Here is a 26183-nt window from a genome sequence, read left to right on the forward strand (position 1 = left end):
TGCGCACGAGCAAGGCAACGGCGTCTTTTTCCCGAGCGGGTGCAGTCACGCCGCGATTTCCACCACGCGTTACCGAATCATCCACAGGAGCCAAACAAGATGAACAAGCCGCATTCGTTCCCGATGTTCCGTCCGCGCGCGCTGATCGTCGCGGGCGCCAGCGCGTTCGCGCTGTCGGCCGCGCTGCCCGCATTCGCGCAGCAAACCGCGGTGATCGCGGTCGGCGAGACGTTCACGACGATGGATCCGTACGATTCGAACGACACGGTGTCGCAGGCCGCCGCGAAGTCGTTCTACGAGGGATTGTTCGGCTTCGACAAGGACATGAAGCTCGTCAACGTGCTCGCGACGAGTTATACGGCGTCGCCGGACGCGAAGGTCTATACCGTCAAGCTGCGCCAGGGCGTGAAGTTCCAGGACGGCACCGATTTCAACGCGGAGGCCGTGAAGGTGGTGTTCGACCGCGTGACCGATCCGGCGAACAAGCTCAAGCGCTACAACCTGTTCCGCGTGATCGAGAAGACCGAGGTCGTCGGTCCCTATACGGTGCGGTTCACGCTGCGCGAGCCGTTCTCGGCGTTCGTCAACACGCTCGCGCATCCGTCCGCGGTGATGATCTCGCCGACGGCGCTGAAGAAATGGGGCCGCGAGATCGGCCTGCATCCGGTCGGCACCGGGCCCTTCGAGTTCGTCGAGTGGAAGCAGACCGACGACATGAAAGTGAAGAAATACGCCGGCTACTGGAAGAAGGGCTATCCGAAGATCGACATGATCGACTGGAAGCCCGTGATCGACAACAACACGCGCGCGGCGCTGATGAAGGCCGGCCAGGCGGACCTCGCGTTCCGGATTCCGTATGAGCAGGTCGCGGACCTGAGGACCAATCCGAAGCTCGACGTGGTCGAGCGGCCGTCGATCGTCGTGCGCTACATCTCGCTGAACACGCTGCAGAAGCCGTTCGACAATCCGAAGGTGCGCCAGGCGCTCAACTACGCGATCAACAAGGATGCGCTCGCGAAGGTCGCGTTCTCGGGCTTCGCGACGCCGTCGCCCGGCGTCGTGCCGCCGGGCGTCGAGTATGCGACGAAGACCGGCCCCTGGCCGTACGACCCGGCGAAGGCGCGCACGCTGCTGAAGGAGGCCGGCTATCCGAACGGCTTCGAATCGACGCTCTGGTCCGGCTACAACAACACGACGTCGCAGAAGGTGATCCAGTTCGTCCAGCAGCAGCTCGCGCAGGTCGGCGTGAAGGTGCAGGTGCAGGCGCTCGAATCGGGCGAGCGCGTCGCGAAGGTCGAGAGCGCGCAGGACCCGGCGAGCGCACCGGTGCGGATGTTCTACATCGGCTGGTCGTCGTCGACCGGCGAGGCGAACTGGGCGCTGACGCCGCTGCTCGCGTCGGCGTCGAAGCCGCCGAAGCTGTTCAATACCGCGTACTACCAGAACGGCATCTTCGACGACGCGCTGGAGAAGGCGCTGGCAACCACCGACCGCGCGAAGAAGGCCGAGTACTACGCCACCGCGCAGAAGCAGATCTGGGCCGATGCGCCGTGGATCTTCCTCGTGCAGGAGAAGATCGTCTACGCGCGCAGCAAGCGCCTGCAGGGCATGTACGTGATGCCGGACGGTTCGTTCAACTTCGACGAAATCTCGCTGAAATGAGCGCGTTCGCGCGCGTCACGGCGCGCCGGCTCCGCGATGCCGGCGCGCCGCACTGGTTCGGTGCCCTATGCTGAATTTCATCATCAAACGCCTGTTCGGCCTGCTGCCCACGCTCGCGATCGTCGCGGTGCTGGTGTTCCTGTTCGTGCACCTGCTGCCGGGCGATCCCGCGCGGCTCGCGGCCGGCGCCGAAGCCGACGACGCGACGGTCGCGCTCGTGCGCGCCGATCTCGGGCTCGACAAGCCGATGCCCACCCAGTTCGCGAACTTCTTCGTGAAGATCGCGCACGGCGACTTCGGTGTGTCGACGCGCAGCAAGCGGCCGGTATCGACCGAGATCGGCGAGCGCTTCATGCCGACGCTGCTGCTGACGCTCGTCAGCATGGCGTGGGCGACGCTGTTCGGCATGGCGATCGGGATCGCGTCGGCGGTGTGGCGTAATCGCTGGCCCGACCGCATCGGCATGACGATCGCGGTGTCGGGCATCTCGTTTCCCGCGTTCGCGCTCGGCATGCTGCTGATGGAGATCTTCTCGGTGAAGCTCGGCTGGCTGCCGGTCGTGCCGGACGGCACGTGGAAGAGCTACGTGCTGCCGTCGCTGACGCTCGGCGCCGCGGTCGCGGCCGTGATGGCGCGCTTCACGCGCGCGTCGTTCGTCGAGGTGCTCAACGAGGATTTCGTGCGCACCGCGCGCGCGAAGGGCGTGCACGAGCCGATGGTCGTGCTCAAGCACTGCCTGCGCAACGCGATGATCCCGGTCGTCACGATGATGGGGCTGCAGTTCGGCTTCCTGCTCGGCGGCTCGATCGTCGTCGAGGCCGTGTTCAACTGGCCGGGGCTCGGGCGCCTGCTCGTCGATTCGGTGACGATGCGCGACTACCCGGTGATCCAGGCGATCGTGCTGCTGTTCTCGCTCGAATTCATCCTGATCAACCTGACCGTCGACGTGCTGTACGCGGTCATCAACCCGACCATCCGGTTCAAGTGAGGCGCACATGAACGCGACTGTCCAGACCGCGGCGCCGGCCGCATCGACCGCGATTCGCACGCCGTGGCGCGAATTCTGGCGCAAGTTCCGCAAGCAGACCGTCGCGCTCGTCGCGGGCGGCTTCGTGCTGGCGCTCGTCGTGCTGGCATTCGTCGGCCCGCATATCGTGCCGTTCGATCCGGAGAACTATTTCGACTACGATGCGCTGAACGCGGGGCCGTCGGCCGTGCACTGGTTCGGCGTCGATTCGCTCGGCCGCGACATCTTCAGCCGGATCGTCACCGGCACGCGCATCTCGCTCGCGGCCGGCTTCTTCTCGGTCGCGCTCGGCGCGCTGATCGGCACGGTCTTCGGGCTGCTCGCCGGTTACTACGAAGGCTGGTGGGATCGCATCACGATGCGCATCGCCGACGTGCTGTTCGCGTTCCCGGGCATCCTGCTCGCGATCGGCGTGGTCGCGATCCTCGGCAACGGGATGATCAACGTGATCTGCGCGGTCGCGATCTTCAGCATTCCGGCGTTCGCGCGGCTCGTGCGCGGCAACACGCTGATGCTCAAGCACATGACCTACGTCGAAGCCGCGCGCAGCATCGGCGCGTCGGACTGGACGATCATCATGCGGCACATCCTGCCGGGCACCGTGTCGTCGGTCGTTGTCTACTTCACGATGCGGATCGGCACGTCGATCATCACGGCCGCGAGCCTGTCGTTCCTCGGGCTCGGCGCGCAGCCGCCGACGCCGGAGTGGGGCGCGATGCTCAACGAGGCGCGCGCGGACATGGTGACGGCGCCGCACGTCGCGATCTTCCCCAGCCTCGCGATCTTCCTGACCGTGCTCGCGTTCAACCTGCTCGGCGACGGGCTGCGCGACGCGCTCGATCCGAAGCTGGAGCGCCGCTGATGCGTGCTGCACCGATGTGGGCCGCGACGCTGCCGGCCGGGCCGCGCGGCACGATCGCCGACGTGCCGGGCGTGACGGTCGGCCATTGCACGCTCGATGCCGGCAACGTGCAGACCGGCGTGACCGTCGTGAAGCCGCATCCGGGCGACGTGTACCGCAGCAAGGTGCCGGCCGGCGCGGCCATGATCAACGGTTTCGGCAAGAGCGTCGGGCTCGTGCAGGTCGACGAGCTCGGCACGCTCGATACGCCGATCGCGTTGACCAACACGTTCGGCGTCGGCGCGGTCGCGCAGGCGCAGATCCGCGCGGCGATCGCCGCGAATCCGCAGATCGGCCGCGACTGGCCGACCGTCAATCCGCTCGTGTTCGAGTGCAATGACGGTTATCTGAACGATATCCAGGCGTTCGCGGTCACGGCCGCGCATTACGACGACGCATGCCGCGCCGCGTCGCGCGACGTCGCACGCGGCGCGGTGGGCGCCGGGCGCGGGATGTCGTGTTTCGACCTGAAGGGCGGGATCGGTTCGGCGTCGCGCGTCGCCGTCGCGGCCGGCCGGCCCTATACGGTCGGCGCGCTCGTGCTCGCGAATTTTGGCAGGCTGCCGATGCTGACGCTCGGCGGCGTGCCGCTCGGGCGCATCGTCGCGCAACGGCGTGCGGCCGGGGCCGCGCACGCGGCGCCGCCCGAACAGGGCTCGATCATCCTGTTGCTCGCGACCGATGCGCCGCTCGACGCGCGGCAACTGTCGCGGCTTGCACGCCGCGCGGCCGCGGGGCTGGCCCGCACGGGTTCCGTCTACGGGCATGGCAGCGGCGACATCGCGCTCGCATTCTCGACCGCGTACACGATCGCGCACGACGCGTCGACCATCGCACTGCCGGCCCTCGTGGCCGATGCGGCGCTCGACCCGCTGTTCATGGCCGCGGCCGAAAGCGTCGAGCATGCGATCGCCGATGCATTGCTGCAGGCCGTGACGGTCGCCGGGCGCGACGGCCACGTGCGGCAATCGCTGCGCGATGCGGTGCCCGATCTCGATCATCTGTTCAACGAACGCAACGAAGGGCGTCTTACCCAGTCATGAAGATCCTGATCTCGACCGACATCGAGGGCGTCGCCGGCGTATTCGCCACCGAGCAGACGCGCGCCGGCAATCCGGAATACGAACGCGCGCGCCGCTGGATGACCGCCGAGGCGAACGCCGCGATCGAAGGCGCGTTCGCGGGCGGCGCGCAGGCCGTCTGGGTCAACGATTCGCATGGCGGCTTTCGCAACCTGCTGCCCGACGGGCTCGATGCGCGCTCACGCGTCGTGCTCGGCAAGCCGCGCACGCTCGGGATGATGGCGGGCCTCGAACAGCGGCCGGACCTCGTATTCATGATCGGCTATCACGCGAAATCGCAGACGCGCGGCGTGCTCGCGCACACGATCAACGGTTTCGCGTTCACTCAGGTGTGGCTGAACGGCGTCGAGCTCGGCGAAGCCGGGCTGTACGGCGCGCTGGCGCGCGAATATGGCGCGCACGTCGCACTGGCAACCGGCGACGACGTGTTCGCAGAGGAAACGCAGCCGCTGTTTCCGGACGCACGTTTCGAGACGGTCAAGACGGCCGGCGGCGCATCGAGCGGCGACACGCTCACGCCTGCCGCGTCGTGTGCGCGAATCGCGACCGCCGCGCGCGAAACGGTCGCGCACGCGCTGTCGGCGGGCTTGCGCGCCGGCGCCCATCGGCCCGCACCGGCCGCTTGCACGCTGCGCGTGCAGACGGCCGCGCTTGCCGACCTGTTCTGCGTGCTGCCGTCGCTCGAGCGCGTCGATGCGGTGACGCTGCGCTTCGACGGGCCGTCGGTCGAGCACGTGGTGCGCACGCTGAACAGCCTGTCGGCGATGTCGTTCATGCTGCGGTGATGCGCGCCGCAACGATGCCGCTTGCGTGCGGCGGGTCAGTCGATGGCGGCGGGGCGTGCCGTCGCGGCCAGCAGGAACGCTTCCATCGCCGCGACCAGTGCGAGCGGCGTCTCGTTCATCGGATAGTGGCCCGCGTTGCGCAGCACGTCGACGGTGGCGCGCGGATAGCGCCGCAGGTAGGTGCGCGCCATCAGCGCCGCGTCGAACGCCGGATCGTGCTCGCCGATCAGCACTTTCACCGGATGCACGCCCGCGATCCCGTCGCTGAAATCCGTATCGGCCCACGCACGGAAGTACGCGCCGAACGCGTGCGGCGACGAACAGGCTGCCGAATACGCGGCTTTCCACTCGACCCAGGCGGCGGGTAGCCGGCCGCCGGTGCTGCGATCGATGATGGTCCTGCGATCGGCAAGATTGTCGGCGGCGCGCTCGAATAGCGCGCGCCGCTCGGCGTCGAACGGCAGGCCGCCGCACGGCACGGGCGCGATCGGCACCAGCGCGCGCACGCGGTCGGGCGCGACGGCGGCGATCTTCTCGATCGCCATGCCGCCCATCGAATGGCCGACGAGGCTGAAGGTCGGGAAGCCGAGCGCGTCGGCGAGCGCGAGGGCATCGGCGGCAATCTCGTCGATCGTGTAGTCGCCGCGTGCGGCGCGCATGCGGCCGTAGCCGCGGTAGTCCATGAACACATAGCTGAAGTGCTCGCGCGACAGCCACGCTTCGACGGGTTCGAACGCGCGGGCGTCGCCGAACCAGCCGTGCAGCACGAGAACAGGGTGGGGGCCGTCCCCCACGCGATGAAACGTATTCGGCATGTCCGCTCCGATGAGGTTGCAATCCGGCCGATCAGGCCGACGGGTCTTGCGGCCGTCAGGTCGCGCAAGCGTGGAGCGGATCGTAGATGGATCGAAGGAGACCCGCCTTCGATATCGGGTCATTGATGATGGAATTCGGGCCGTGAGAAATACGCTGCTAGATCCCTACGAACACATTCCCCGGAGCGTGGTCGTGACCGCCAACGACTATGCGGCGGGCACGACGTTTCCGGAACACGCGCACGGGCGCGGGCAATTCGCGTTCGCGTCGCGCGGCACGATCAGCGTGTCGACACCGCACGGCCGCTGGCTGGTGCCGCCGCAGCGCGCGTGCTGGGTGCCGGCCGGCGTGCGGCACGAAATGACGATGACCGGGCCGGTCACGATGCTCAACACGTTCGTGTCCGGCGACGCCGCGCAGGAGGCGGGCCTGCCCGGGCAGTGCGGCGTGTATGGCGTGTCCGCGCTGCTGCGGCAGCTGATCGACGATGCGATCGACCTGCCGGCCATGTACGACGTAGATGGCCGTGCGGGCAAGCTGATGGCGCTGCTGATCGCGGAAATCGCGACGATGCCGCGCCTGTCGCTGCATGCGCCGCTGCCGGCCGACGCACGGCTCGCGAAGGTGTGCCGGCACCTGTTCGCGTCGCCGTCGATCGCGGCCGATCTCGACCGGGTGGCCGCCGACGCGGGCGTGAGCCGGCGCACGTTCACGCGGCAGTTCCGCGCGCAGACGGGCGTGAGTTTTGCGGCATGGCGTCAGCAGGTGTGCATGCTCGCGGCGATTTCCCGCCTGAGCGATGGGCAGCCGGTGACGCGCGTCGCGCTCGATCTCGGGTATGCGAGCGCGAGCGCGTTCACGTCGGCGTTTCGCCGCATTCTGGGCGACACGCCGAGCCGGTATCTGGAGATTCGGCGCTAGGGGAAAGGAAGCGGCGACCGACGCGCGCCACGCCCCTACGCGGGTCGCAGCCGCAAAAAAATACGCGCCTGCCCGATTCGGTCAGACGCGTTTAAAGGCACTCGGTCAGAAAAAAACGCGCACGGCCAGCAGGGCGGTGTCGCGCATTGCTTGCGGGATTATTTCCATTTTGGATTTAATCCTGCTGGCTAGTTGTGGATACCAAAGAATACGCCGCATAACGCGCAAACGATATCCTGTTGGCCCGACGATTCATGTGCTGTCGCAGCATGCGTTTCAATCGCGCGTTTGATGTGGGGGCAGAAGCCTCGACCAATGGACATCGGGAACCGCGGCCCGGCGCGTTGCGGCGCAGCATCGAAAGATTGCGACGAAACACGAAAATCGCCGCGTGGCGCGATCCCTGTCGGTATCGTGCCACGCGGCGATGCGTCTGCATCCGAAAACCGGCCGGCGCCGGCGCGTGCGTCAAACGTCGAAAAACACCGTCTCGTCCGGCCCCTGCATGCGGATATCGAAGCGGTAGACGATCGGGCGGCCCGGCTGCGCGTCGCGTTTCGCGACGAGCGTTGCGCGGCGTTCGGCCGGCACCGCGTTCAGCACGGGGTCGGCCGCGTTCGCCGCGGCTTCGTCGTCGAAGTACATGCGCGTGAACGCATGGCTGAGGATCCCGCGCATCATCACGGTCACGTTGATGTGCGGCGCGTCATCGGCGGCGGTGCGGCCCGGCTTCACCGTCTCGACGACGAAGCGGTGCTGCGCATCGGTGCCCGTGCCGACTCGCGCGAAACCGGTGAAGCCGGATTTCGCGATGTCGTCGCGCGATGCGGGGTAGCGGCCCGCGCTGTCCACTTGCGTGAATTCGAGCACCGCGTCGCTGACGACGTTGCCGTCGCCGTCGAACACCTGGCCGACCAGCAGCACGTGCTCGCCGTCGGCGTGCGTCGCGGCGATCGTCGGCGTGAACAGGCTCTTCAGGTCGTAGTCGTATTGCTGCGGGCACAGGCCGTACGCGAAGTACGGGCCGACCGTCTGCGAAGGGGTTTGCTTCAGCGTCGTCATGGTTCAGCGCTCCATCGGGGTAGCGTCGCGGCCGCGCAGCACGATGTCGAATTCGTAGCCGAGCGCGTAGCCTTCTTCGGTGATGTCCATCGAGAAGCGCGAGATCAGGCGATCGCGCGCGGCCTCGGGTGTGCCCTGGAAGATCGGGTCGTACGCGAGCAGCGGGTCGCCGGGGAAGTACATCTGCGTGACGAGACGCGAGCCGAAGTAATCGCCGAACAGCGAGAAGTGGATGTGATTCGGGCGCCATGCGTTCGGATGGTTGCCCCACGGATACGCGCCGGGCTTGATCGTCAGGAAGCGGTAGCGGCCTTCGTTGTCGGTCAGGCAGCGGCCCGCGCCGAGAAAGTTCGGGTCGAGCGGCGCGTCGTGCTGGTCGACCTTGTGCACGTAGCGGCCGGCCGCGTTTGCCTGCCACACCTCGACGAGCGTGTTGCGCACGGGCTTGCCGCCTTCGTCGAGCACGCGGCCCGTGACGACCATGCGCTCGCCGAGCGGCTCGCCGTTCTTCACGGCGTTCTTCGTCAGGTCGTGGTCGAGTGCACCGAGATCTTCGGCGCCGTAGACGGGCGCGTACTGGTCGCGCAGCTTGTCCTTCAGCGGGATCAGCGGGCGGGTCGGGCCGCGCTTCACCGACGAGCGGTATTCGGGGTGGACATAGGCCGGATGCGACGGCCAGTCGCGCGGCGTGAGGATCGTGGGGGAATCCATCGGGCGTCTCCTGATAGGTATTTCGCGAAGTGGATGGCAGGACTTTAGCCAATCCGGGAAGTTATGCAAAATGACCTTTTTTCGCGAGAAGCATAACCGTTCGTTATGTTCGATGCGCCAATGAAAAATCCGCCGGACAGGACGCCTGTCCGGCGGATGAAAGCGATCGGGCTTCGCGTCGTCGGTGACGACCCCGTGCACGGCCCTCCAGCCAGCCCGTCGCTATTTTTTGTCTTTTGTTCTTGTTGTTATCCGGCCTCCCCGAGCCTGCCCGTCGTTATTGGCGGCCGGGATCGAACACGATCCCGTCGAATTCGAGCGACAGCGTGCCGCTGCGCAGCAGTGCGGCCGGCGTTGCGGTCCGGTCGGCGCCGAGCACATCGCTCACGTACTGCGCGCAGAACCCGCGCCGCACCCGCAGGTTGAAGCGGTTGCCGAGCAATGCGTCGATCCGCTGTTCGGCCGTCGCGTGCAACCGGCGCTGCTCGTCGGCGGTCGATGCCGCGACGCGGCGCGCCAGCGCGATGCGTCCGCCGTCGGCATGGGCGACGAAGCGCGACAGCGGTGTGAGCTTCGTCCACGCAAACGCGGGCTCGGCGATCACGGGTTCGTCGCCCGACGTATCGACGACGATGCCGAAACGATTGGCCCATGCGCCCGTCGTGCCTGCCGCGTTGCGCGGCGAGCCGGCCGGCACACGGATGAACACGAGATCGCCGACATGCGCGCCGGCGGCCAGCGTGCGGACGGTGGCGAGCGGCATCGTGCGATCCGTGTCGCGTGCATCGCGCGGTGCGGTGTGCTGCGGTTCGTAAGCGGCGGTTTCGGTTCGGGTGGCCATTTCGGCTCCGTCGTTGAGTGACAGGACGGAGCGGATTATGCAGACAAGTATCCAAAAGTGTTCGTCTGCATGCGCAGGTAGCCTAATATCCGACCTTGAGCATCGTTTTTCGATACCAAAATGACCGAAACCGCCCAACTTATCGAAACGCTGAAGCGCCAGTTGAAGGCGCAGGGAATGACCTATCGCGACGTCGCGCGTGCGCTCGACGTTTCCGAGACGAGCGTGAAGCGGCTGTTCGCGAGCGGCCGCTTCACGCTGGAGCGCGTCGCGGAGATCGCGCAGTTGCTCGGCTATACGCTGGCCGAGCTCGTGCAGGAGGCCTCGGCGTCGGCGCCGAGGCTGCACGTGCTGACCGAACAGCAGGAGGCGCTGCTCGTGTCGGACGAGAAGCTGCTGCTCGTCGCCGTCTGCGCGATCAACTACTGGACCGTGCAGGACATCGTGACGGCCTATCGCGTGACGAAGGCCGAGTGCGTGAAATACCTGTTGATGCTCGACCGGATGAACGTCGTCGCGCTGCTGCCGGGCGACCGGATTCGCGTGCGCGTCGCGCGCGATTTCGACTGGCTGGCGGGCGGGCCGATCCGCCGGTATTTCCATGCGCACGCGCTCGGCGATTTCCTCGACAGCCGTTTCGACGGCGCGGGCGAGACAATGACGTTCTCGCAAGGGATGCTGACGGAAGCGGCCGCCGCGGAACTCGAACTGGAGTTGCGCCGGCTGCGCAGCAAGGCGGCCGCGCTGCATGCGGAATCGTCGTCCGCACCGCTCGGGCAGAAGCACGGGACGGGCTTGCTGATCGCGAAGCGGGTCTGGGAGCCGACCGGTTTCCACGCACTGCGGCGTAGCGCGTGACGTTTCACCGAATGCTTGGGCTTATCCGGAAAGTTATGCAAAATGGCATTTCATCGTCATTCGCATAACCACTCGTTATGAATAACCGTATCGCCGACGGCCGCGTCAAGTTTCGGCACCTGCAGTGCTTTCTCGCGGTCGCGCAACTGGGCGGCGTGCAGAAGGCGGCCGAAAGCCTGTCGATCACGCAGCCGGCAGTGTCGAAGACGATTGCCGAACTTGAGGCGATCCTCGGCGTGAAGCTGTTCGAGCGCGGCCGGCAGGGCGCGCAGCCGACCCGCGAAGCGCAGTTGTTCATGCCGCACGCGAACGCGTGCATGCTGGCGCTGCGGCAGGGCGTCGGGCTGCTCGCGCGCGAGGGCGGGGCCGCCGCCGCGACGCTGGAAATCGGCATGCTGCCGACTGTCGCGGCATCGCTCGCGCCTGCGTTGATGAAGGCGCTGGCCGAGCGCTGGCCGCGCGTCGTCGTGCGGATCGCGACGGCCGCGAACGCCGATCTGCTCGAGCGCCTGAAGTCCGGTGCGATCGAATGCGCGATCGGGCGACTGTCGGAGCCGGAGCGGATGATCGGGCTCGCGTTCGAGCAGTTGTACAACGAGCCGCTCGTCGCGGTCGTGCGCGCAGGGCACCCGCTGCTGTCGAGCACGGCGCCTGCCACCGAGCTCGCGCGCTATCCGGTCGTGCTGCCGCCGTACGGCACGCTGATCCGGCAGTCTGCCGAGCAACTGCTCGGCGCATGCGGCGCGCCGCCGCTGGATTCGTTCATCGAGGTGCTGTCGGTATCGGTCGCGCGCGCGCTGGCGCTCGAGAACGACGCGGTGTGGTTCGTGCCGCTCTATGCGGCCGAATACGATCTGTCGGCCGGTGCGCTGGCGCGCCTGCCGCTGCCGTCCGCGGGTACCGACGAGCCGGTCGGGCTCATTCTGCGCACCGATGCGCAGCCGTCGCCGGTCGCACGGACGCTGATCGATGCCGTGCGCGACATCGCGCGGTCGCGGTTCGGCGACAAGCGCCCGCACCGGACGCCGCGCGCCGCACGCAAGCCGGTTCGCGGCGATCGCTGATCCTTCGGGCCGCGCGACAAGCCCGGCTCAATCCCTTTCCCCGCTTCCGGATCGGCCATCCGGCCAGTAGCCGCCCTCGTGGTGCTTGGCATATCGTATCGTTTTTGGTACGATCGGTGACAAGACGATGGCGAGACAGCAAATCCAGGTCACGCTCGGCGTGCGGTTCTTTCGCACGGCCCGGGGCAACGAGCCGGTGCGCGAATGGCTCAAGGCGCTCGGGCAAGTGGAGCGAAGGGTGATCGGCGAAGAGATCAAAACCGTTCAATTCGGCTGGCCGCTCGGCATGCCGCTGGTTCGGAAGATGGCAAAGGATCTCTGGGAGATCAGGATCGTGCTGCCCACGCGCAGCGCTCGCATCCTGTTCACGGTCGTCGGCGACACGATGGTCCTGCTGCACGGGTTCATCAAGAAGTCGCCGGCTACGCCGCCCGACGATCTCGACGTTACCGTCGCGCGCCTGAAAGCGCTGACGCACGCCATCTGAATTTCCCGGTTGCGCCGGAACGCACCGTCGTCGACGGTCGGGCAGCCGGCAACGCCATGCACTGGAGTACGACATGACGACCACGAACAACCCGCATATCGGCAGCGACTTCGATACCTTCCTCGAAGAGGACGGCCATCTCGAAGCGGCCACCGCCACCGCGATCAAGCGCGTGATCGCGTGGCAGATCGGGCAGGAAATGAAGGCGCAGCACATCACGAAAACCGCGATGGCCGCGCGGATGAAAACCAGCCGTGCCGCGCTCAACCGGCTGCTCGACGAAACCGACACGAGCCTCACGCTGGCGACGCTCGCGAGCGCGGCCGCCGCACTCGGCAAACGGCTCAGTTTCGAGCTGGTGCCGGCCTGACCGGCGTGACGAAACGGCGCGCGGTCGGTTTGCGGCGGCTGTTCGCGTGATGTGCGCAGCGAATTGGCCGGTGATCCGGCCTGCGATTCACCGGCGCGTCGCTGTGAGCGGGCAGGCGTCAGCCCATGCGCATACGGCGGGTCATTTGCGCGGCCCGGTCACCTGCAGATAAAGCAGCGCGCCGCCCGCGAGCAGCAGCGGGCACAGCAAATACCAGCCCGTCGTCAGGAACAGCCCGGCGACCGCAACCAGCGAAATCCACGCACAGCGGTAAGCGATGCCGCCGCGCGGCAGCAACTTCAGCGCGGCGGCCGCACCGAGCCCATACACCATCACGAAACACCCGGACGTCACGAGCACGAGCGGTTTCGGCCCGACGTCCGAGATCGTCGTCGCGGCCAGCGCGACGGCCGCGAGCACGGCGATCACGCCGAGGCTGCGGCGCGGCACGCCGCCGACCTGGCTGCCTTGCGCGAGCCACGCGGGCAATGCGCCGTCGCGCCCGAGCGCCGCGCCGAGCTTGGCCGCGCCCGCGAAATACGCGTTCATCGTGCCGAGCGTGAGCAGCAGCGCGGCCGCGGCCGCGAGCACCTGTGCGTGACCGCCGATGCCGCCCGCGATCAGTTCGGCGAGCGGTGCACCCGATGCGCCTGCAGACGGCCCGAGCACCGTCACGCTCGCGGCGGCGACCGACAGATACAGGAACCCGACGACCACGACCGCGATGCCGGCCGAGCGCGGCATGTCGTGCGCGGGCCGGCGGAATTCGGCCGCGAGATGCGTGATCGCTTCCCAGCCGGCGAAGCTCCACACGAGCAGCGCGGCAGCCTGGCCGACCGCGAGCCAGCCGTGCGGCGCGAACGGCTGCAGGTTCGCGGTACGCGCATGCGGCGCGGACGCCAGCACCGCGGCGAGCAGCAGCGCGACGAGCAGCGCCGACAGCACGAGCTGCATGCGGCCCGATACGGTGACGCCGAATGCATTCGCGGCCGACACGGCTGCGATCAGCGCGGCAGCCGTGACGATGACCGTCGTGTGCCCGCCGCCCGTGACGGCCGCGACGTACGCGCCGCCGAACATCGCGGCGGCCGGTGCGCCGGCCGGCACCGCAAAGTAGAAGCACCAGCCGACGATCGCCGCCGCCTTCGGCCCGAATGCGCGCCGTGCGTAGGTCGACACGCCTCCTGCGTCGGGATAGCGTGCGCCGAGTGCGGCGAAGGTGGCCGCGAGCGGCCCGGAGAGCACGACGAGCGCAGCCCACGCAAGCAGCGACGCCGGGCCGGCGACCTCGGCGGCCAGCGCAGGCAACGCGATCACGCCGGTGCCGAGCACCGCGCCGATATACAGCGCGGCACCCTGGAAAATGGTCAGCGAGCCCGCGTGATGAGCGGCGGGCGAGTCGGCATGCGCAGGCATGAGCGGCAGTCTCCTGAAGTCTTGTTGTGTGGGCGCGGGAGCCCGCGCGGTCAATCGCACGATGCTACTCGAACGATGGCGGTAGCGCGGCCCGGCGATCAGTAGTTGGTGCTGCGCCGTCTGTCAGCCGATGTCAGCAGTGGTGCGCGAGCCGCAGGCGCGCATCCTCGCGCGCAGCGGGCGACAGTTCGGGCGCGTAGTGGAATGAACCCGACACGAGCGATGCGACGGGCACGCCGTCGCGGAACAGCACGCGATTGCCGGCCAGCGCCGGCACCTTGTCGCCGGGCAGCAGCGTGCCTGCGAGATTCAACGGGTCAGCGCCCGTCACGCATATGTACTGCCCGTCACCGGGTTGCCGCCGCAGTTCGCGCAGAATCGGAATCGCCTCGGGCAGCGCGAACTGCTCGCCCGCGAGCCCGGCGACGAAACGTCCGCCGCGAACCTCGCCGCGTGCTTCGAGGCGCTGCAGCACGCGCACGAGTTCGCGCCAGCTCGGCAGCCAATCGGCCTCGCGTTCGAGCAGCCGCCAGAACACGACGCCGTAGCGGCGCAGCAGCGTCCACGCGATGTGTTCGAGCGCGTCGGGATCGGTCGCGGTCGGGCCGCGTTTCGGCGCCGGTGTATCGTCCGGTGGCGCGTGACGCTGCACGAGCGCCCAGCGGCCCGCATCGTCCATCCCGCCTATCAGCGCACCGCCGCGCCGCGTGCGCGGCGCATAGGTCGCGCTGCGCTTGACGGCCGGCTTCAGCAGCGCGCGCAGGCCCGCGTAGCTGTCCGCATTCACGAGGCCGGCCGACACGAGCTCGCCGAGTGCCTGTTCGAGTTCGACGGGCAGCATGTGCAGGTCGTCGAGCAGCGCGTCGAAGAACATCGCGCCGTGTGCGGCGAGCGCGTCGCGTACGTGCGTGGCCCGCGCGGACAGCGCCGGTTGCGCGTCGGGGTCGCGCAGTGCCTGCCATGCGGCGAGGTGGCGGCGCGGCAGCAGCACGATCGGCGTCGTCTTCACGGGCGTGCCGGCCGTGCGCGCCGGTGCGCCGATGCGGGTCCACACGAGCTTGCCCGAGCGGCACAGCTCGTCGAGGCCACCCGCCATGTAGTCGGTGAGCCGCGCGGGCAGCAGTGCGTCTTCCCACGCGCTTGCCGCGGCTTCGTAGCCTTCGAGTTGTTCGACCACGGCCGCGAGTGCGTCGCGGCCAGTGCCGCGCGTGTCCGGCGTCAGGTGTTGCCAATGGAACAGGAAGCGCATGAAGTCGGCGCGCTCGACCGGTTCGATCTCGCGGCGCAGCCGCTTCACCGTATAGCGATGAATGCGCGCGAGCAGGTGGCGTTCGCACCATTCGTCCGTCGTCGCGCCCGGCGTGAACCGGCCGCGCATCACATAGCCTTCGCGCTCCAGCGCCGCGAGCGCCGTCGCGATCGACGCCGGCGGCAGGCCGAGCGGTGTCGCGATCGCGTCGAGCGCAAGCGGCCCGAAGCCGGTGAGCCGTGCACGGATCACGTCGACGAGTGCGGCATCGGCTTCCCACGGTTGCGCGCAGGCGGCCGGCACCTTGAGCGCCGGTGTCATGCGTGCATCGGGATGCAGTGCGCGCAGGCATATGAGCCGTTCGACCGGCACCCACAGCGCGGCACCGCCCGGCGCGACGAGTTTGGTTGCACGGCGGCGCTCCGCGAGTTCCGCGAGCCGGTCGGCCCAGCCTTCGTGTGCCTGTGCTTCGCTGTCGGCGATGCATGCGAGCGTGAGCAGCGCATCGTGCATTTCGTCGGCGTCGCGCACGAGCGGCCATGCTTCGTCGCGTACCGCATCGATCGCGTCGGCGTCGAGTGCGCCGAGATCGTCGGCCGATTCGGGATCGCTCCAGCGGCGCGACTGCACGGCCTGCGTGCGGCGCTCCTCGAGCGGCGCATCGTCGAGGAACGCGTAGGGTTTCGCGTTCAGGATCTCGGCCGCGAGCGGCGACGGCGCGGGCAGGTCGCGCGCGACGAGCTCGATCGCGCCGCTTTCGATCCGGCGCAGCAGCGCGAGCCAGCCGTCGGTGTCCATCGCGTCGTGCAGGCAATCGTCGAGCGTCTGGTCGACGAGCGGGTGATGCGGTATCTCGCGTTCGCCGACGATGTTCTCGAGGCACGCGACCTGATCCGGGAACACGGTCGCGAGCAGATCCTCGCTCTTCATCCGCTGCAGTTGCGGCGCGGTGCGCCGGCCGCCCGTGAAGCGCGGCAGCGCGAGCGCGGTCGTCGCGTTCCAGCGCCAGCGCACGCCGAACATCGGCGCGTCGAGCAGCGCCTGGACCAGCACGTGCTCGGCGCTGGCCGAACGCAGGTAGCGCCACACCTCGTCGAGCGCGAAGCTGTGCGCGAGCGACAGCGACAGGATGATCGCGTCGTCGGTCGCGGCGGCCTGCAGCTCGAAGTTGAAACTGCGGCAGAAGCGCTTGCGCAGCGCGAGCCCCCACGCGCGGTTGATGCGGCTGCCGAACGGCGAATGGATCACGAGCTGCGTGCCGCCCGATTCGTCGAAGAAACGCTCCATCACGAGCGTGTCCTGCGTCGGCAGCGCGCCGAGCGCGGCGCGCGTGCGGGCGAGGTAGTCGGCGATCTGGTGCGCGGCGTCGGGCGACAGGTGGAGGTCGTCGACGAGCCAGCGCAACGCCGGCGCGAGGCGGCTTTCGGCGGGGGCGATCACGGTGCCTGTTGCGGTTTCCGAGTTGGCTTTCGCGTCGCTCGCGGCTTTACCACCCGCGCGTTTGCGCTCGCCGGCGTCCGCTTGCCGGTCGCCGTCGGCGAACAGCCCGTCGAGCCGCGCGCGCAGCCGGCCGACCGCCGCCGACAGCTCGTCGCTGCGCCCCGGCGCCTCGCCGAGCCAGAACGGAATGTTCGGCGACTGGCCCTGTGCGTCCTCGACGCGCACGCGGCCCGTTTCCACGCGAATGATCCGGTACGACTGGTTGCCCAGCTGGAACACGTCGCCGGCCAGGCTCTCGATCGCGAAATCCTCGTTGACGGTGCCGACCTGGATGCCCTGCGGTTCGAGCAGCACCGCGTAGTCGGCCATGTCGGGGATCGTGCCGCCCGACGTGGTCGCGGTCATCATCGCGTTGCGGCGCCCGCGCACCGTGCCGCCGACCACGTCGCGATGCAGGTATGCGCCGCGCACGCCGCGGCGGCTCGTGAAGCCTTCGGCGAGCATCTTCATCACTTCGTCGAAGCGTTCGCGCGTCAGCCGCGCATACGGCGCCGCGCGCGTGAAGCTCGCATACAGCGCGTCCTCCTGCCATTCCGCGCACGCGACTTCGGCGACGATCTGCTGCGCGAGCACGTCGAGCGGCGCTTCGGGAATTCGCAATGCGTCGAGTTCGCCGCGCTGCACGCAATCGAGCAGCGCCGCGCATTCGACGAGTTCGTCGCGCGACAGCGGGAACAGCCGGCCCTTCGGCACGCCGCCGACGTGGTGCCCCGAGCGGCCGACGCGCTGCAGGAACGGCGCGATGCCGCGCGGCGAGCCGACCTGGCAGACGAGATCGACATCGCCGATGTCGATGCCGAGTTCGAGCGATGCGGTGGCGACGAGCAGTTTCAGTTCGCCGCGCTTCAGGCGCTGCTCGGCATCGAAGCGGTGCTCCTTCGCGAGACTGCCGTGATGCGCGGCGATCGCTTCCTTGCCGAGCCGGTCGGCGAGATGGCGCGCCATGCGCTCGGCGGTGCGCCGCGTGTTGACGAACACCAGCGTCGTGCGATGCGCGGCCGCGAGCCCCGCGATCCGGTCGTATACCTGTTCCCACACGTCGGTCGCCATCACGGGTTCGAGCGGCACGTTCGGCAGTTCGAGCGCGAGGTCGCGCTCGCGCGTGTGGCCCGTGTCGACGATCGTGCAGTCGCGCGGCGCATCGGCCGGGCCGCCGACCAGGAAGCGCGCGACCGCGTCGATCGGCTTTTGCGTCGCCGACAGCCCGATGCGCGGCAGCGCATGGCCGGCCAGCGCATCGAGACGTTCGAGCGACAGCGCGAGATGGCTGCCGCGCTTGGACGATGCGAGCGCATGGATTTCGTCGACGATGACCGAGCGCACGTTCGACAGCATCTGCCGCCCCGACGTGGACGACAGCAGTACGTACAGCGACTCGGGCGTCGTGACGAGAATGTGCGGCGCGCGCTTGCGCAGCGCGGCGCGTTCGGCCTGCGTCGTGTCGCCGGTGCGCACGGCGGTGCGGATCGCCGGCACCGGCAGGCCGAGTTGCGCGAGCGATTCCGCGATGCCGGCGAGCGGCGCGTCGAGGTTCACGTGGATGTCGTTCGACAGCGCCTTCAGCGGCGACACGTAGACGACGAGTGTCGCATCGGGAAGCGTGCCGTCGTGCGACAGCGCATCGCGCACCAGATCGTCGAGCGCGCACAGGAACGCGGTGAGCGTCTTGCCGGAGCCGGTCGGCGCGGCGACGAGCGTCGAGCGGCCGGCCTTGATGTGCGGCCATGCGAGCGCCTGCGCGCCGGTCGGCGCGGCGAACGTGCGCCGGAACCACGCGGCGACGGCCGGGTGGAACACGTCGAGCGCACTGGCGGCAGGGCGGGTAGCGGTGACGTCCATCGGAGCGTTGAAATGGGGTGCGAGCGCGCGGACGGATCGCGCGCGAATCGAATCGTCAGTGTGCCAGACGTCGCGCGTGCGTGCCGGGCCTCGCGTGCCGTTCGGGCTAGCGTGCCGACGATTCAGATCGAGATGGGGGCCTGCGCCGCACTTTCAATGGGCGTAAAGTTGCGTGTGTGCCGGCACGCCGATATCGCGCCGAAGCGACACTTCAAGCGACTACACGCGATGCAGCCAGCCGAGCCAGTGTTCGAGCAGCGGTGCGCGCGTCCACAGCGATTGCGCGAGCCACAGCGTGCCGCCCCATGCGGCGGCCACCACGATCAGGTCGCAATGTCCGCTGTTCCACAGGTTGAGCGAATGGCGCCGCCAGATCCACGGCACGCCGAGCGGGTTCGGCCAGTCGGCGAGCAGGTGCATCACGCCGCCGCACGCGAAGCCGAACAGCGGCGCGGCCCACAGCGGATGCGGATGATGGGTGAGCCCGTGCCACCCGAGCGCGAGCAGCGCGATCCAGCCGATGCCCCAGTGCGTGACGGTGCGGTGCGTGATCCACAGCCGCCGCTTGCGGGTCCACCATGCAACTTCGAGCCAGTCAGGCGCGGTGCCGCCCGCGACGCCCATGGCGAACGCGGCGAGCATGCCCGCGTGCCACGGGCCCGTTGTGCCGGTCTGCGCGACGAGGACGGCGGCGGCGACGCCGGCCGCGAAGCCGGATGCATGATGCGCATTGTGTGATGCCATAGGGAATGAGACGAAGAAACGTGAAGCGGCGCGTGAACGAAAGAAAATGATGCGACGAAAGCGGGGCGCTATCTTCTCAGATCGGGCTGGGCAACGGGCGGCTCGTCCGCGGATTTTTTTGTATGCATGTGTTGCATGCAGCGCAGTTCGCAACTTTCCGTTTTGTGCATTGCGTGATGACGCGTGCCGCATGCAATTCCGACCGGTGCGTATGCATGCTGCTGCTCTGCTGCGTGACAGGACGCACCCGATCGATGGGCTTTCGCGCCGCGTCGCGCGTTCGACCCTTTTTGTCCCCCTATACTACGAAACCGGCATATGGCCGTCGGCGCGCCAGCGGCTATAAACGGACAGGTGCTTTTCCTGCCTGAAGGAGATCCACATGGGGGACATGCAATGACTACGCTGAATCGCTTCAAATCATCCGCGGTCGTGCTCGCGACGGTGGCCGGCATCGGTTTCCTGCCGAACGCGCCCGTCTATGCGAAAGGTCCGCAACCGGCGGTGCTGACGAGCTCGGCGGTCGCGGTGGCCGACAAGTACAGCGCGGATGCCGCGGAGCGGATCTTCAAGGAAGGCGGCAACGCGATCGACGCGGCCGTCGCGATCGCATTCACGCTCGCCGTCACGTACCCCGAGGCCGGCAACATCGGCGGCGGCGGCTTCATGACGATCTACAAGGACGGCAAGCCGTACTTCATCGACTACCGCGAGCGCGCGCCGCTCGCCGCGACGAAGGACATGTACCTCGACAAGGACGGCAACGTCGTCAAGGGCATGAGCCTGTACGGCCCGCGCGCGGTCGGCGTGCCGGGCACGGTCGCGGGCATGTGGGAAGCGCAGAAGCGCTTCGGCAAGCTGAAGTGGAAGCAGGTGCTCGCGCCGGCGATCCACTATGCGCGCGACGGCTTCGTCGTCGACGAGCAGCTCGCGCAGCGCGGCGTCGACGCGTCGAAGGAGTTCGGCGGCAAGACCAACTTCGACAAGTACTTCTCCGGGTTGAAGGCCGGCGTGAACTTCAAGCAGCCCGACCTCGCCGACGTGCTTACGCGAATCTCGAACGACGGCGCGGAAGGTTTCTACAAGGGCAAGACGGCCGAGCTGATCGCGGCTTCGATGAAGACCGGCGACGGCAACGGGCTGATCACCACCGAGGATCTCGCGCAATACCGCGCGGTGTGGCGCCAGCCGGTGCAGGCGAAGTGGAACGGCTATGACGTGATCACCGCGCCGCCCCCGAGTTCGGGCGGCATCGGCCTCGTGCAGTTGCTGAAGATGAAGGCCGACCGCAAGCAGGATTTCGAGGGCGTGAAGCTCAACTCGCCGCAGTACATCCACCTCGTCGCGGAAATCGAGAAGCGCGTGTTCGCCGATCGCGCGCAGTATCTCGGCGATCCCGACTTCTACAAGGTACCGATCGCGCAACTGACCGACGACGCGTACATCGCGAAGCGCGCGGGCGAGGTCAACCCGAAGGAGCCGTCGGACACGAAGAGCGTGCAGCCGGGCCTCGGCACGACGATGCCGGAGAAGGCCGAAACGACGCACTTCTCGGTCGTCGACAAGTGGGGCAACGCGGTGTCGAACACGTATACGATCAACGGCTATTTCGGCTCGGGCGTGATCGCCGACGGCACGGGCATCGTGCTGAACGACGAGATGGACGACTTCTCCGCGAAGCCGGGCGTCGCGAACATGTTCGGCGTGGTCGGCAGCGACGCGAACGCGATCGAACCGAAGAAGCGCCCGCTGTCGTCGATGTCGCCGACGATCATGACCAGGAACGGCAAGGTGTCGCTCGTGATCGGCACGCCGGGTGGCTCGCGTATCTTCACGTCGATCTTCCAGGTGATCAACAACATCTACGACTTCAAGATGCCGTTGAAGGAAGCCGTCGGCGCGATGCGCTTCCATCACCAATTGCTGCCGCCGAACACGATCTTCTGGGAGCCGTACCACCCGATCGAAGGCGAACTCGCGAAGCAGATCGAGGCGCGCGGCTACACGCTGAAGGGGCAGGACTTCAGCGGCGACATCCAGGTGATCAAGATCGACGGCAAGACGCCGGAGGCGATGGCCGACCCGCGCGGGCGTGGGGTGACGCGGGTGATTCACTGACGTGATGCGATGCGTGCGCGTTCGCGACAGCGGGTGCGCACGCCGTTGCGCGGCCGGGTGTCGGGCCCGGTCGCGCAACGCACTCAGCCGGTGGTCCGGATGAATCCGGAGATTTGCGCCGCGATGGCTGCGGGCGCATCCTCGAAACAGGATCCGGTCGGGGGATACGGTCGTGCCGCCGTCGCCCGGCTGACGCGCGGTGATCGCGCCTGCGTTACCGCATCGCGCCAGATCCGACGGGCACGGCCGGCGTTTTTTCATCAAATTGACGCGCGACACTGAGATAATGGCCGAGTTAGGCTGCGTCAATGATGGAAGGAGGCCCCATGGGCGATAACGATACCCGCACCGAGACCGACAACCTCACCGATATGGAATCGATCGAGACGCGTCGGCGCCGCTTCGAGGAAGACCTCGTCGATGCTTACGACGAAGAGCTCGAGATGGAGCTCGACGACCGCCGCTTCGACAACGGCGAGGACCTGCTGTTCTCGCTGGAGCGTCGCGAGGCGCGCAAGGAGTATTTCCGCGAGCTGTTCCGGCTGCAGGGCGAACTCGTGAAGCTGCAGGACTGGGTCATGACCACCGGGCACCGGCTCATCGTCATTTTCGAAGGGCGCGATGCGGCGGGCAAGGGCGGCGTGATCAAGCGCATCACGCAGCGCCTGAACCCGCGCGTCTGCCGGGTCGCCGCGTTGCCCGCGCCGAACAACCGCGAGCGCACGCAATGGTACTTCCAGCGCTACGTCGCGCATCTGCCGGCCGGCGGCGAGATCGTGCTGTTCGACCGCAGCTGGTACAACCGGGCGGGCGTCGAACGCGTGATGAATTTCTGTACCGACGACGAGTATGAGGAGTTTTTCCGGTCGGTGCCCGAGTTCGAGAAGATGCTCGTGCGCAGCGGGATCCAGATCGTCAAGTACTGGTTCTCGATCACGGATCACGAGCAGGAGGTGCGCTTCCAGGCCCGGATCCAGGATCCGCTGAAGCAGTGGAAGCTGAGCCCGATGGACCTCGAAAGCCGCCGCCGCTGGGAGGCCTATACGGCTGCGAAGGAAGAGATGCTGCAGCGCACGCATATTCCCGAGGCGCCGTGGTGGGTCGTGCAGGCCGTCGACAAGAAGCGCGCGCGGCTGAACTGCATCCACCACCTGCTGGGCCAGGTGCCGTATCACGACGTGCCGCGCCCGACGATCGACCTGCCGCAGCGCGAGCATCACGAGGATTACATCCGCCGGCCGGTGCCGGACAACATGATCGTGCCGGATATTTACTGAGCGGCTGGGCGGGTTTGGGCGGCGGCGAGGGGCGAGCCGCGCAAGGCGGCGCGCGTTACTCCCGGATCAGGAAGGCGGCCCGGTCGCGCCCGGCAATCCATGCGGGTGCGCGGCCGCGCCCGCTCCACGTTGCGCCCGTCACCGGGTCGCGATACTTCATGCCGACGGTGAACAGCTTCGCACGGCCGCTGTAACCGTGACCGAAGATTTCACGTGCGGTCAGCGCGTAGCTCGTGACGAGTTCGCGCACCTGCTCCAGCACCGCATTGCGTTCGCGGCACCGTGCCGCCTTGATGCGCTGATCGAGTTCCGCAAGCTGGGCTTGCAGTTTTTGGATTTGCTGCATGCGTCCGTTATCCCGTGGCTGATTTGATTATTGGCGACGCGTGATGAACTGCATGGCAGCACGCCCGGCCATGGCGTGCTGCCTTGGCCGGAGGCGCATCTCACGCAGCGTGCTCCGGCCTGCCGGCAGCGCATTTGCGGAGCGTGTCGCCGGGAACCCGGTGAGATTAGGACTCGGCGCGCCGTTTTTCTATCGGACGTATCTGAATTTTCGGCTGAATTTGCATGAGGCCGTGATGGCGAGGCGGGAGGAGGCGCGTCAGTTCGTTACAGATCCGGAAACCCCGACCGCCCCTGCGTCAGGTCGAACAACTCGGTTCTCGCATCGGCCTCGGCGGTCTCCGGCAGCTTGATCACGAGCTTCACCGTCATCCCGTACGCGCTGTCCACCAGTTCATACCCGGCCTGTTCGATCCAGCGGCGCACACGCGCTTCCTCGGGATAGCCGATCTCGATCGCGAGTCGCGTCTGGCGGATGCGTTCGACGCGCTCGGCATCGAGCAGCGCCGATGCGATCGCATCCGTGTACGCGCGCACCAGACCGCCCGCGCCGAGCTTCACGCCGCCGTAGTAGCGCACGACCGCGCCGAGCACGCCGTCGAGATCGTGATGGCGAAGGACTTCGAGGATCGGCCGGCCCGCGGTGCCCGACGGCTCGCCGTCATCCGACATGCCCGACTGGCCACCCGCCAGCAACGCCCAGCAAACGTGGGTGGCGGTCGGATGCTCGTTGCGCAGGCGCTGCAGCACCTGCATCGCGGCGTCGCGGTCGTCGACGGGAATCGCGTGCGCGATGAAGCGGCTCTTGCGGATCTCGAGTTCCCGGGTAGTGGCAGTGGCGAGCGTATAACTCATCGAAGGGAGGGCGTGCGATTCTGCATCGGGTTCACAGCAGTCAATTTTGATGTGCGGCTGAAATGGCGGGCGTCGGCGGACCGTCAAACGGCCGGCGGATATTCGGTGTGCCCCGCATTTTATCTCACCGTGCAATTTGCTTTCCGGCCTATGCCCGGCCCAACCGGCGCGTGGTGCGCGTTGCGGATCACGAACAATATTGGGTGAGGCGAAATTTTGGCCGATTGACAAATCATTTTAAATGTCCCGGACTCGCTGCCGTCCGATGTTGATTTTTTGTAACCCGTCTGTTACAGTTCGCCCCCACCGGAATGCCGGTGATTAAGTAATGCTGATTGATAATCCGGCTGCTGCGTCGTCCGGCGATTTTCCTTTGTTTTCCCGATGGGCATGCTGCGCTGTCTGCGCGTTTCGGCGAAAATAGCAATCGGCCGTCGGACACCCGATGACGCGGAATACGAAAAAACCCCAAAGAAAACAAGTCTAATCGAGAATAATAATGGCTGATTTGCATTGGACCATGCCGATCGCCAGATGGACGTCGATTTCGACCGCGGGGGTGCCGGGCGTCGAAGCCCTCGATCCGATGGTGCGTCGTCGATTGAGCCGATTGTCGCGGCTCGCGCTGCAGGCCGCTTGCGACTGTGCGGACGTGACGGGTGCATTGCGCGTGGTATTTGCGTCACGCCACGGCGAACTGGCGCGCACGACAACCATTCTCGATGCTATTCAGGCCGGCGAGCCCGTTTCCCCGACGGCCTTCAGCCTGTCGGTACTCAACGCGGTCACGGGCATCTTCGGTATCGCCCGTCGCGACCGATCGCCTGCGACGGCAGTCGCCGCCGGGCACGAAACCCTCGGCTATGCGCTGCTCGAGGCATTTTGCCAATACGAAACCTCTTCCGTGTCGCCGGTGCTGCTCGTTCATGCGCATGAGCCGGCCGACACTGTCTACGGCGATGTCGGGGACGATCCGCAAAGCGGGGGAATCGCGATCCTGGTCGACGCGACTGCGCCGGCCGGCTACTTGACCTGCGACGTCGCGATCGACTGCGCAAACGATTCGCCGGCGGCTGGCAGTGTGGAGGCCGATACGCAGAGCGCGGCGGTCCGGCATTGCCTGGCCGAACGTGTCGCCACGACATGGCGCGGCGGCGACGCGTACTGGCGCTGGAGCTGGCATGATCGCGCGGCTTGATTTCGGCTGGCGGCTCTTCGCGACCGGCGCCAGCCTGGCCTTCTTCGTGCTGTGCGGATCGGTTTTCTCGCTGCTCGCCGCCGCTGCCGGGGCGCTGTGGCCGCATCGACGCTCGCGTCAGCGAGTCGTAACGCTTGTCATCCACTACTTCTTTCGCCTGCTGGTCGCATTGCTGCAACGCATCGGCGTGATGCGGCTGGAGGTGTCCGGCGTATCGCGCCTTGGCGAAGGTGGTCCGGCAATCGTCGTCGCCAATCATCCGACCTGGCTCGACGTGATGGTGCTGTTGTCGTTGACGCCGAAAGCATGCTGCGTGGTCAAGCGCGGGCACTGGGGCAATCCATGCTTCTGGGGTATCGTCCGGGCGGCCGAATACGTGAGCAACGCCGATGCCGTCGAATTGGTCGAGTCCGGCGCGCGGCAACTGGCGGCCGGCTACACGATGATCATCTTTCCCGAGGGCACGCGCAGCCCCGGCGGCGACCGTCTGCACGCGTTTTCGCGTGGCTTCGCGCACATGGCGCTGCAGTCGCGCGCCCGGATCCTGCCGGTCCTGATCGATTGCGATCCACCGGTATTCACCAAGACGCTGCGCTGGTATCACGTGCCGTCGCGCGCGTTCCGCATGCGGATCGACGTGCTCGATCCGATGGATACGGATGGGTTGACTGGCGGCGCAGTGTCGCCGTCGATCGCAGCCCGCACTATCGCGCACGAAGTGGAAACGCACATTACCCAACACCTGTTTCGGCATGGATACTTTAAAACTGCAAATTAAGCAGCTTCTGATCGAGATGCTCGATCTCAACGACATGACCATCGACGATATCGGCGACGACGTGCCGCTTTTCTCGACCGACGGAATCGGACTGGATTCGGTCGACGCGCTGGAAGTCGGGATCATGCTGCGCAAAAAATTTCAACTGTCGATCGCGGCGAACGATGAGCACGCGAAGGCGCATTTTCGTTCGATCAATACGCTGGCCGCGTTCATCGTGAGTCAGCAGGCGCATCACGCGCCGCAGGAAGCCGTGCCGGCAAAAGGGGTGTGACAC

General features: G+C 67.3%; 24 protein-coding genes. 15 read left to right on the forward strand and 9 right to left on the reverse strand.

Annotated elements, in window-relative coordinates:
* Positions 1 to 99: 99 nt before the first annotated feature.
* The 5 genes from gsiB (at position 100) to FPJ27_RS09930 (ending at position 5457) form a co-directional block, all read left to right on the forward strand.
* A complete protein-coding gene (gene gsiB, locus FPJ27_RS09910) occupies positions 100 to 1662 on the forward strand; it encodes a glutathione ABC transporter substrate-binding protein GsiB (RefSeq protein WP_204422758.1) in 1563 nt (520 codons plus the stop codon).
* A 67-nt stretch (positions 1663 to 1729) separates the two neighbouring features.
* Positions 1730 to 2650 (forward strand): glutathione ABC transporter permease GsiC, encoded by a 921-nt coding sequence (gene gsiC, locus FPJ27_RS09915; RefSeq protein ID WP_072436595.1) that lies wholly within the window; start codon positions 1730 to 1732, stop codon positions 2648 to 2650.
* Positions 2651 to 2657: 7 nt separating this feature from the next.
* Complete coding sequence (gene gsiD / locus FPJ27_RS09920; RefSeq protein ID WP_072436596.1) at positions 2658 to 3551, forward strand: glutathione ABC transporter permease GsiD; 894 nt, start codon at positions 2658 to 2660, stop codon at positions 3549 to 3551.
* Positions 3551 to 4633, forward strand: a complete 1083-nt coding sequence (locus FPJ27_RS09925) for a P1 family peptidase (protein WP_204422759.1) — start codon at positions 3551 to 3553, stop codon at positions 4631 to 4633. The genes gsiD and FPJ27_RS09925 overlap by 1 nt, the downstream gene beginning before the upstream one ends.
* Positions 4630 to 5457: a M55 family metallopeptidase gene (locus FPJ27_RS09930; RefSeq protein WP_072436598.1), complete on the forward strand. Its 828-nt coding sequence runs from the start codon at positions 4630 to 4632 to the stop codon at positions 5455 to 5457. The genes FPJ27_RS09925 and FPJ27_RS09930 overlap by 4 nt, the downstream gene beginning before the upstream one ends.
* A 35-nt stretch (positions 5458 to 5492) precedes the next feature.
* Here FPJ27_RS09930 and FPJ27_RS09935 read toward each other — a convergent pair whose 3' ends face one another.
* A complete protein-coding gene (locus tag FPJ27_RS09935; protein ID WP_204422760.1) occupies positions 5493 to 6272 on the reverse strand; it encodes an alpha/beta hydrolase in 780 nt (259 codons plus the stop codon).
* A 142-nt stretch (positions 6273 to 6414) separates the two neighbouring features.
* On the opposite strand from FPJ27_RS09935, the gene FPJ27_RS09940 reads away from it, so the two are divergent.
* Entirely contained in the window at positions 6415 to 7194 is a 780-nt protein-coding gene (locus FPJ27_RS09940; RefSeq protein ID WP_204422761.1) for a helix-turn-helix transcriptional regulator, read from the forward strand.
* A gap of 468 nt (positions 7195 to 7662) precedes the next feature.
* On the opposite strand, the gene pcaG is transcribed toward FPJ27_RS09940, so the two are convergent.
* From pcaG to FPJ27_RS09955, 3 genes are all read right to left on the reverse strand, one after another.
* On the reverse strand, positions 7663 to 8256 hold the full coding sequence (gene pcaG, locus FPJ27_RS09945; RefSeq protein WP_204422762.1) for a protocatechuate 3,4-dioxygenase subunit alpha: 594 nt from the start codon (positions 8254 to 8256) through the stop codon (positions 7663 to 7665).
* Positions 8257 to 8259: 3 nt separating this feature from the next.
* A complete protein-coding gene (gene pcaH / locus FPJ27_RS09950; protein WP_072436602.1) occupies positions 8260 to 8967 on the reverse strand; it encodes a protocatechuate 3,4-dioxygenase subunit beta in 708 nt (235 codons plus the stop codon).
* Between the two features lie 277 nt (positions 8968 to 9244).
* Positions 9245 to 9808 (reverse strand): YiiX/YebB-like N1pC/P60 family cysteine hydrolase, encoded by a 564-nt coding sequence (locus FPJ27_RS09955; protein ID WP_204422763.1) that lies wholly within the window; start codon positions 9806 to 9808, stop codon positions 9245 to 9247.
* A 120-nt stretch (positions 9809 to 9928) separates the two neighbouring features.
* Here FPJ27_RS09955 and FPJ27_RS09960 point away from each other — a divergent pair, with 120 nt between their 5' ends.
* The 4 genes from FPJ27_RS09960 to FPJ27_RS09975 all read left to right on the forward strand — a co-directional run bounded on the left by FPJ27_RS09960 (position 9929) and on the right by FPJ27_RS09975 (position 12587).
* Positions 9929 to 10666, forward strand: a complete 738-nt coding sequence (locus FPJ27_RS09960; RefSeq protein ID WP_204422764.1) for a helix-turn-helix transcriptional regulator — start codon at positions 9929 to 9931, stop codon at positions 10664 to 10666.
* Positions 10667 to 10743: 77 nt separating this feature from the next.
* Positions 10744 to 11730, forward strand: a complete 987-nt coding sequence (gene pcaQ, locus FPJ27_RS09965) for a pca operon transcription factor PcaQ (RefSeq protein ID WP_072436605.1) — start codon at positions 10744 to 10746, stop codon at positions 11728 to 11730.
* 127 nt (positions 11731 to 11857) lie between these two features.
* Positions 11858 to 12217, forward strand: a complete 360-nt coding sequence (locus tag FPJ27_RS09970) for a type II toxin-antitoxin system RelE/ParE family toxin (RefSeq protein ID WP_006751193.1) — start codon at positions 11858 to 11860, stop codon at positions 12215 to 12217.
* Between the two features lie 73 nt (positions 12218 to 12290).
* On the forward strand, positions 12291 to 12587 hold the full coding sequence (locus tag FPJ27_RS09975; RefSeq protein WP_072436606.1) for an XRE family transcriptional regulator: 297 nt from the start codon (positions 12291 to 12293) through the stop codon (positions 12585 to 12587).
* Between the two features lie 141 nt (positions 12588 to 12728).
* Here the strand turns inward: FPJ27_RS09975 and FPJ27_RS09980 are convergent, their stop codons facing one another.
* The 3 genes from FPJ27_RS09980 to FPJ27_RS09990 all read right to left on the reverse strand — a co-directional run bounded on the left by FPJ27_RS09980 (position 12729) and on the right by FPJ27_RS09990 (position 19335).
* Positions 12729 to 14003, reverse strand: coding sequence for an amino acid permease (locus tag FPJ27_RS09980; protein WP_072436607.1), 1275 nt, complete (start codon positions 14001 to 14003; stop codon positions 12729 to 12731).
* 133 nt (positions 14004 to 14136) lie between these two features.
* A complete protein-coding gene (locus tag FPJ27_RS09985; RefSeq protein WP_204422765.1) occupies positions 14137 to 18591 on the reverse strand; it encodes a DEAD/DEAH box helicase in 4455 nt (1484 codons plus the stop codon).
* 219 nt (positions 18592 to 18810) lie between these two features.
* Positions 18811 to 19335, reverse strand: coding sequence for a metal-dependent hydrolase (locus FPJ27_RS09990; RefSeq protein WP_072436609.1), 525 nt, complete (start codon positions 19333 to 19335; stop codon positions 18811 to 18813).
* Between the two features lie 396 nt (positions 19336 to 19731).
* On the opposite strand from FPJ27_RS09990, the gene ggt reads away from it, so the two are divergent.
* Both ggt and ppk2 read left to right on the forward strand, forming a co-directional pair.
* The gene (gene ggt, locus FPJ27_RS09995) at positions 19732 to 21453 is read left to right on the forward strand and encodes a gamma-glutamyltransferase (RefSeq protein WP_204422766.1); all 1722 of its coding nucleotides are present in this window, start codon (positions 19732 to 19734) and stop codon (positions 21451 to 21453) included.
* A 326-nt stretch (positions 21454 to 21779) separates the two neighbouring features.
* Positions 21780 to 22730, forward strand: a complete 951-nt coding sequence (ppk2, locus tag FPJ27_RS10000) for a polyphosphate kinase 2 (RefSeq protein WP_072436611.1) — start codon at positions 21780 to 21782, stop codon at positions 22728 to 22730.
* A gap of 55 nt (positions 22731 to 22785) precedes the next feature.
* Here the strand turns inward: ppk2 and FPJ27_RS10005 are convergent, their stop codons facing one another.
* Positions 22786 to 23076 carry an H-NS histone family protein gene (locus FPJ27_RS10005; RefSeq protein WP_204422767.1) on the reverse strand — a complete coding sequence of 97 codons (291 nt, stop codon included), beginning with the start codon at positions 23074 to 23076 and terminating at the stop codon, positions 22786 to 22788.
* Positions 23077 to 23342: 266 nt separating this feature from the next.
* Complete coding sequence (locus FPJ27_RS10010; RefSeq protein WP_204422768.1) at positions 23343 to 23930, reverse strand: YigZ family protein; 588 nt, start codon at positions 23928 to 23930, stop codon at positions 23343 to 23345.
* A gap of 499 nt (positions 23931 to 24429) precedes the next feature.
* Between FPJ27_RS10010 and FPJ27_RS10015 the strand changes: the two genes are divergently transcribed.
* The 3 genes from FPJ27_RS10015 to FPJ27_RS10025 are packed head-to-tail and all read left to right on the forward strand — an operon-like array spanning position 24430 to position 26180.
* Positions 24430 to 25128, forward strand: a complete 699-nt coding sequence (locus tag FPJ27_RS10015) for a beta-ketoacyl synthase chain length factor (RefSeq protein ID WP_175958943.1) — start codon at positions 24430 to 24432, stop codon at positions 25126 to 25128.
* Complete coding sequence (locus tag FPJ27_RS10020; protein WP_204422769.1) at positions 25112 to 25906, forward strand: lysophospholipid acyltransferase family protein; 795 nt, start codon at positions 25112 to 25114, stop codon at positions 25904 to 25906. Before FPJ27_RS10015 ends, FPJ27_RS10020 begins: the two co-directional genes overlap by 17 nt.
* Positions 25881 to 26180 carry a phosphopantetheine-binding protein gene (locus tag FPJ27_RS10025; RefSeq protein WP_034179729.1) on the forward strand — a complete coding sequence of 100 codons (300 nt, stop codon included), beginning with the start codon at positions 25881 to 25883 and terminating at the stop codon, positions 26178 to 26180. Before FPJ27_RS10020 ends, FPJ27_RS10025 begins: the two co-directional genes overlap by 26 nt.
* The last annotated feature ends 3 nt before the right edge of the window (positions 26181 to 26183 follow it).

Source organism: Burkholderia sp. MS455, from assembly GCF_016899445.1.
Lineage (GTDB): Bacteria > Pseudomonadota > Gammaproteobacteria > Burkholderiales > Burkholderiaceae > Burkholderia > Burkholderia pyrrocinia_C.

Bases quoted from the DNA above. Each gene is read 5' to 3' on its own strand.
- gsiB (WP_204422758.1), top strand. From the start codon at position 100: ATGAACAAGCCGCATTCGTTCCCGATGTTCCGTCCGCGCGCGCTGATC.
- gsiC (WP_072436595.1), top strand. From the start codon at position 1,730: ATGCTGAATTTCATCATCAAACGCCTGTTCGGCCTGCTGCCCACGCTC.
- gsiD (WP_072436596.1), top strand. From the start codon at position 2,658: ATGAACGCGACTGTCCAGACCGCGGCGCCGGCCGCATCGACCGCGATT.
- FPJ27_RS09925 (WP_204422759.1), top strand. From the start codon at position 3,551: ATGCGTGCTGCACCGATGTGGGCCGCGACGCTGCCGGCCGGGCCGCGC.
- FPJ27_RS09930 (WP_072436598.1), top strand. From the start codon at position 4,630: ATGAAGATCCTGATCTCGACCGACATCGAGGGCGTCGCCGGCGTATTC.
- FPJ27_RS09935 (WP_204422760.1), bottom strand. From the start codon at position 6,272: ATGCCGAATACGTTTCATCGCGTGGGGGACGGCCCCCACCCTGTTCTC.
- pcaG (WP_204422762.1), bottom strand. From the start codon at position 8,256: ATGACGACGCTGAAGCAAACCCCTTCGCAGACGGTCGGCCCGTACTTC.
- pcaH (WP_072436602.1), bottom strand. From the start codon at position 8,967: ATGGATTCCCCCACGATCCTCACGCCGCGCGACTGGCCGTCGCATCCG.
- FPJ27_RS09955 (WP_204422763.1), bottom strand. From the start codon at position 9,808: ATGGCCACCCGAACCGAAACCGCCGCTTACGAACCGCAGCACACCGCA.
- FPJ27_RS09960 (WP_204422764.1), top strand. From the start codon at position 9,929: ATGACCGAAACCGCCCAACTTATCGAAACGCTGAAGCGCCAGTTGAAG.
- pcaQ (WP_072436605.1), top strand. From the start codon at position 10,744: ATGAATAACCGTATCGCCGACGGCCGCGTCAAGTTTCGGCACCTGCAG.
- FPJ27_RS09970 (WP_006751193.1), top strand. From the start codon at position 11,858: ATGGCGAGACAGCAAATCCAGGTCACGCTCGGCGTGCGGTTCTTTCGC.
- FPJ27_RS09975 (WP_072436606.1), top strand. From the start codon at position 12,291: ATGACGACCACGAACAACCCGCATATCGGCAGCGACTTCGATACCTTC.
- FPJ27_RS09980 (WP_072436607.1), bottom strand. From the start codon at position 14,003: ATGCCTGCGCATGCCGACTCGCCCGCCGCTCATCACGCGGGCTCGCTG.
- FPJ27_RS09985 (WP_204422765.1), bottom strand. From the start codon at position 18,591: ATGGACGTCACCGCTACCCGCCCTGCCGCCAGTGCGCTCGACGTGTTC.
- FPJ27_RS09990 (WP_072436609.1), bottom strand. From the start codon at position 19,335: ATGGCATCACACAATGCGCATCATGCATCCGGCTTCGCGGCCGGCGTC.
- ggt (WP_204422766.1), top strand. From the start codon at position 19,732: ATGACTACGCTGAATCGCTTCAAATCATCCGCGGTCGTGCTCGCGACG.
- ppk2 (WP_072436611.1), top strand. From the start codon at position 21,780: ATGGGCGATAACGATACCCGCACCGAGACCGACAACCTCACCGATATG.
- FPJ27_RS10005 (WP_204422767.1), bottom strand. From the start codon at position 23,076: ATGCAGCAAATCCAAAAACTGCAAGCCCAGCTTGCGGAACTCGATCAG.
- FPJ27_RS10010 (WP_204422768.1), bottom strand. From the start codon at position 23,930: ATGAGTTATACGCTCGCCACTGCCACTACCCGGGAACTCGAGATCCGC.
- FPJ27_RS10015 (WP_175958943.1), top strand. From the start codon at position 24,430: ATGGCTGATTTGCATTGGACCATGCCGATCGCCAGATGGACGTCGATT.
- FPJ27_RS10020 (WP_204422769.1), top strand. From the start codon at position 25,112: ATGATCGCGCGGCTTGATTTCGGCTGGCGGCTCTTCGCGACCGGCGCC.
- FPJ27_RS10025 (WP_034179729.1), top strand. From the start codon at position 25,881: ATGGATACTTTAAAACTGCAAATTAAGCAGCTTCTGATCGAGATGCTC.